The organism is Streptomyces atriruber (assembly GCF_001418325.1).
Classification (GTDB): Bacteria; Actinomycetota; Actinomycetes; order Streptomycetales; family Streptomycetaceae; genus Streptomyces; species Streptomyces atriruber.
This window is the reverse complement of record NZ_LIPN01000478.1, coordinates 1-5,053: the sequence shown is the minus strand read 5'-3', so window position 1 is coordinate 5,053 and position 5,053 is coordinate 1. Positions and strand designations below refer to the sequence as shown.

At 71.8% G+C, this 5,053-nt stretch carries 4 protein-coding genes; 2 read left to right on the top strand and 2 right to left on the bottom strand.

The window, feature by feature from the left end:
• Window positions 1-883 (top strand): helix-turn-helix transcriptional regulator (locus AOK03_RS36405; RefSeq protein WP_055569665.1); only part of this gene is annotated, 883 nt, incomplete at its 5' end.
• Window positions 884-965: 82 nt separating this feature from the next.
• A complete protein-coding gene (gene dusB, locus AOK03_RS36400; RefSeq protein WP_055569664.1) occupies window positions 966-2,105 on the top strand; it encodes a tRNA dihydrouridine synthase DusB in 1,140 nt (379 codons plus the stop codon).
• 6 nt (window positions 2,106-2,111) lie between these two features.
• Here dusB and AOK03_RS36395 read toward each other — a convergent pair whose 3' ends face one another.
• Window positions 2,112-3,380 (bottom strand): cytochrome P450, encoded by a 1,269-nt coding sequence (locus tag AOK03_RS36395; protein ID WP_055569663.1) that lies wholly within the window; start codon window positions 3,378-3,380, stop codon window positions 2,112-2,114.
• Between the two features lie 29 nt (window positions 3,381-3,409).
• Window positions 3,410-4,777, bottom strand: coding sequence for a glutamine synthetase family protein (locus AOK03_RS36390; protein ID WP_079075178.1), 1,368 nt, complete (start codon window positions 4,775-4,777; stop codon window positions 3,410-3,412).
• Between the last annotated feature and the right edge of the window lie 276 nt (window positions 4,778-5,053).

Here is a 5,053-nt window from a genome sequence, read left to right as displayed (position 1 = left end):
CACCGACACCACCCCCGCACCCACCGACACCGCCCCCGCCGACATCCGCCGCCAAGAGCTCGCCGCCTTCCTCCGCAGCCGTCGCGAGCGCGTCACGCCCGAGCAGGTGGGCCTGGTCCGCGGCAGCAGGCGCCGCACGCCGGGGCTGCGTCGCGAGGAGGTCGCGCAGCTGTCGAGCGTGGGCGTCACCTGGTACACGTGGCTGGAGCAGGCCCGGTCCATCAAGGTGTCCGCGCAGGTCATCGACGCTATCGCGCGGGCGCTGCTCATGGACCCCAGCGAGCGAGCGCACCTCTTCGCGCTCGCCGGGGCCGTCGACACGCGCCCCGAGGCGGAGTGCAACGCCCTCTCCGCGGAGGTCCGGCGGCTGCTGCGCCGCCTCGCGCCCTACCCGGCCACCGTGCAGAACGGCCGCTACGACGTCCTCGCGTACAACCGCTCCTGGACCCATGTCTTCGGCGACTTCGACGCGATGGAGCAGCGCGACCGCAACTGCCTGTGGCTCCTCGCCACCAGCGGGAGCTGGCGGGAGACCTTCCTCGACCGGGACGAGATGCTGCGCGACCTGGTCGCGAAGTTCCGGGGCTCCATGGCCGAGCACGGCGCCGAGCCCGCCTGGAAGGAGCTGCGCGACCGGCTCGTCGGGGTGTCCGCGGAGTTCCGCGAGCTGTGGGAGCGGCACGAGGTGGCGACCATGTCGCCGCACGTCAAGCGCTATCAGCACCCGCAGGTCGGGCTGCTGCGCCTGGAGCACCGGATGATGTGGATGGCCCCGCTGATGCAGGCGTACCGGCTGATCGCGTACGTCCCCGCCGACGACGAGACCGAGGAGCGCCTGGAGCGCCTGGCGGAGCTGTCGGCGGCGGGCGGGACCGCCGTATGAGCCGTCGCGTGAGGAGGGTGGGACGGCCGCCCGGTGAGTGAGGGACAATAGAGGGTCCCGTCGTCCGTCCCGGAGATCATCGATGCCGTCCCAGCCGCAGCCCCTGTCGATCGGCCCGCACACCGTGCAGCCGCCCGTCGTGCTCGCCCCCATGGCGGGCATCACGAACGCGCCGTTCCGGACGCTGTGCCGGGAGTTCAGCGGCGGCAAGGGCCTCTTCGTCAGCGAGATGATCACCACGCGCGCCCTGGTGGAGCGCAACGAGAAGACGATGCAGCTGATCCACTTCGACGAGACGGAGAAGCCCCGCTCGATCCAGCTGTACGGCGTCGACCCGGCGACCGTCGGCAAGGCCGTCCGCATGATCGCGGAGGAGGACCTGGCCGACCACATCGACCTGAACTTCGGCTGCCCCGTCCCCAAGGTCACCCGCAAGGGCGGCGGCTCCGCCCTCCCGTACAAGCGCCCGCTGCTGCGCGCGATCCTCCGCGAGGCCGTCAGCGGCGCCGGGGACCTCCCCGTCACCATGAAGATGCGCAAGGGCATCAACGACGAGCACATCACCTTCCTCGACGCGGGCCGCATCGCGGTCGAGGAGGGCGTGACCGCCATCGCCCTGCACGGCAGGACGGCCGCGCAGCACTACGGCGGCACGGCCGACTGGGACGCCATCGCCCGCCTCAAGGAGCACGTGCCGGAGATCCCGGTCCTCGGCAACGGCGACATCTGGTCGGCGGCGGACGCGGTCCGCATGATGGCCGAGACGGGCTGCGACGGCGTCGTCGTGGGCCGCGGCTGCCTCGGCCGCCCCTGGCTCTTCGGCGACCTGGTCGCCGCCTTCGAGGGCACGGGCGCGCCCAAGGCCCCTGACCTGCGCGAGGTCTCGAGGGTCATGCTGCGCCACGCGACCCTGCTCGGCGAGTGGATCGGCGACGAGGCGCGCGGCGTCATCGACTTCCGCAAGCACGTGGCCTGGTACCTGAAGGGCTTCGCGGTCGGCTCGGAGCTGCGCAAGCGCCTCGCGATCACCTCGTCCCTCGCCGAACTGGAGGACGGGCTCGGCGAGTTGGACCTGGACCAGGCGTGGCCGGTCGGCGCGGACGGCCCGCGCGGCCGCACCTCCGGCAACAACCGCGTGGTCCTGCCGGACGGCTGGCTGAAGGACCCCTACGACTGCGCGGGGATCAGCGAGGACGCGGAACTGGACACGTCGGGCGGCTGAGCGGGGCTACGCCAACGTCACCGTGACGGGAAGTTCCTTGATCCCGTTCACGAAGTTGGAGCGGACGCGGCGGACCTCACCGGCCACGCGGATGTCCGCCAGCCTGGGCAGCAGCTCCTCGAACATGATCCGCATCTCCAGGCGGGCCAGGGAGTTGCCGAGGCAGAAGTGCGGGCTGCCCTTGCCGAAGGTGACGTGGTCGTTGTTCTCGCGGGTGACGTCGAAGCGGTACGGATCAGGGAATACGTCCTCGTCGCGGTTGCCGGAGGCGAACCACAGCACCACCTTGTCGCCCTTCCTGATCTGCTTGCCGCCGAGCTCGACGTCGCGGGTCGCCGTCCGCCGGAAGTGGTAGACGGGCGAGGCCCACCGCAGGCACTCCTCGACGGCGTCCGGGATGAGCGAGGGGTCGCGGACGAGCCGCGCACGCTCCTGCGGATGCTCGATGAGCGCGAGCATGGAGTGCGAAATGGCGTGCCGGGTGGTCTCGTTCCCGGCGACGACGAGCAGCAGGAAGTAGTTGTCGAAGTCGGTGTCGGAGAGCGGCACCCCGTCCTTGGGTGAGCTGTTCACCAGCGCGCTCACCAGGTCGTCCCCGCTGCCGCCCCGCCGCCGGGCGGCCAACTCCCTGCCGTACGCGAAGACTTCGAGGGAGGCGGGCGACCTGAAGGGCAGATTGCGGTACTGCTCGCTCTCCGCGCTCTCCAGGAGCACGTCCGCGTAGTCGGGGTCGGTGTTGCCGATGATGCGGTTGCCCCAGTCGATGAGCTGCTGCGTGTCCTCCTCGGGGACGTCGAGCATGCGGGCGAGCACGTTGATGGGGAAGTCCGCGGAGACCTCCCGCACGAAGTCGAAGGTGCCGAGCGGCAGGGCCGCGTCGAGCGTGCGCGCGGTGAGCCCGCGCAGGAACGTCTCGTACGTCGCGACGGCGCGCGGCGTGAACCGTTTCTGCAGGATGAGCCGCATGGCCCGGTGCCGGAGCCCGTCGGTTTCCAGGAGGGACCGGCGCAGGGCGATGTAGTCGTCGTCCACCTCCTCCAGGTTGGTGAACATCTCGGAGGTGAAGGTCTCGGGGTCACGGTCGACGCGCACGATGTCGGCGTGCCGGGTGACCGCCCAGAAGCCGGAGTTGGGCGGGGGTTCGGGCTGCCAGTGGACGGGGTCCTCCCGGCGCAGCACGTCGAACATCCGCCAGGGCAGCGTGCGGTCGGTGAACCGGTCGTTGTCGGCGAGGTCGACGTCGGCGAGGGAGAGGGGCGGCACGGCCGTACGCATGAAACGCACTCCTAGCGGGGTCGGCGAGGTCAGATGAGAAACGCGTACTCCCCGAACTCCCAGTCAGTCACTGCGTGTTGATAGCGCTCGATCTCGTTGCGCTTGTACGTCAGGAAGGCGCGGGTGAAGCCGTCGCCGAGGAGGCCGGTGAGCGCCTCGTCGGCCTCCAGCGCGTCGAGGGCCTCGGCGAGGGTGCCGGGCAGGCGGGGCGCGGAGGTCTCGTCGTAGCCGTACCCCTCCAGCGGGGCGGGTGGTTCGGGCTTGTCGCGCAGGCCGAGCAGGACGGCGGCGACGGTACCGGCGACGAGGAGGTACGGGTTGGCGGAGGCGTCGCCGAGGCGCAGCTCCAGACGGGTGCCCGCGCCGCGCTCGGGCGGGATGCGGACCATGGCGCTGCGGTTGTCCAGGCCCCAGTCGATCAGCCAGGGGGCGAGGGTGTCGGGCCCGAAGCGCTTGTAGGAGTTGACGGTGGGGTTGAGCAGGGCGGCGAGCGCGGGCGCGTGCCGCAGGACGCCGCCGATGGCGTGCCGGGCGGTGGCGGCGAGCCCGCCCTCGCCCTGCGGATCGTCGAACACGTTCCGCCCGTCGCCGTCGACCAGCGACAGGTGCACGTGGAATCCCGACCCGCCGAGTCCGTTGAACGGCTTCGCCATGAAGGTGGCGAGCCGTCCCTCGTGGCGCGCGGTCTCCTTGACGGCGGCCTTGAAGAAGAAGGCGCGGTCGGCGGCGTCCAGGGCGTCGGAGTGGTGCAGGTTGATCTCGAACTGCCCGCCGTCGAACTCGTGGTTCCCGGCGATGGCGCCGATGCCGAGCGAGTCCAACTGCCGCAGCGTGCGCAGCAGATGGCCGTCCGGGTCGCCGCGCCGTCCGGCGCTGTACACGTTTCCGGTGGCGCCGCCGTACGGGGTCCAGCCGGACGCGGCGCCGGGGGAGGTGTCGCACAGGAAGTACTCCAGCTCGGGGCCGACGACGGGGGAGAGGCCGTCGTCGCCCGCGTACTCGCCGGTGCGGGCGAGCACCCGGCGCAGCACGGCGCGCGGGGACTCCGGGGCGGGCAGGCCGGTGAGGGGGTCGCGGGTGTCGCCCAGGCACCAGGCGACGCCCGGCTCCCAGGGCAGCGGCTTCAGGGTGTCCAGGTCGGGGTGTACGCAGACGTCGGGCAGTCCGGCGTCGAGGCCGCCCGCGACGGGGACGACGTCGCCGCGGGGGGTGGTGTGGTAGACGGCCCGGCAGAAGGAGAGGCCGTGTCCGCAGGCGCTCGGCAGGTGCCCGACGAGGACGTCGCGGCCGCGGTCGGCGCCGATGAGGTCGGGGTAGACGACGCGGACCACGTCCGTGTGGTTCGCGCGCAGTGCCTCGACGGTCCCGGCAATGTCTGGTGCGCTCGCTTCACTCACCCGTGGTCAGCCTCTCTGCGGGGTGGAGCGGACGGTGTCGCCATCATGTTGTTTGACCTCAAACGGTATGGCGGGGTGGGGGGTTGTGCAAGGGGTCGCGCAGGGGTGGGTGTGGAGGTGGGTGCAGGGTCGGCCCCTCGCTGTGGCGCGTGTGGGCGGCGGGTCGATCCCGTGCGGCGGAGGGTGGGGCCGCCGGGCCGTTCCCGTGCGGCGGAGGGTGTGGCCTCCCGTGACATCCCGGCGGCCCCGGCGTATCGTACGGGCCCAAACGAAGAG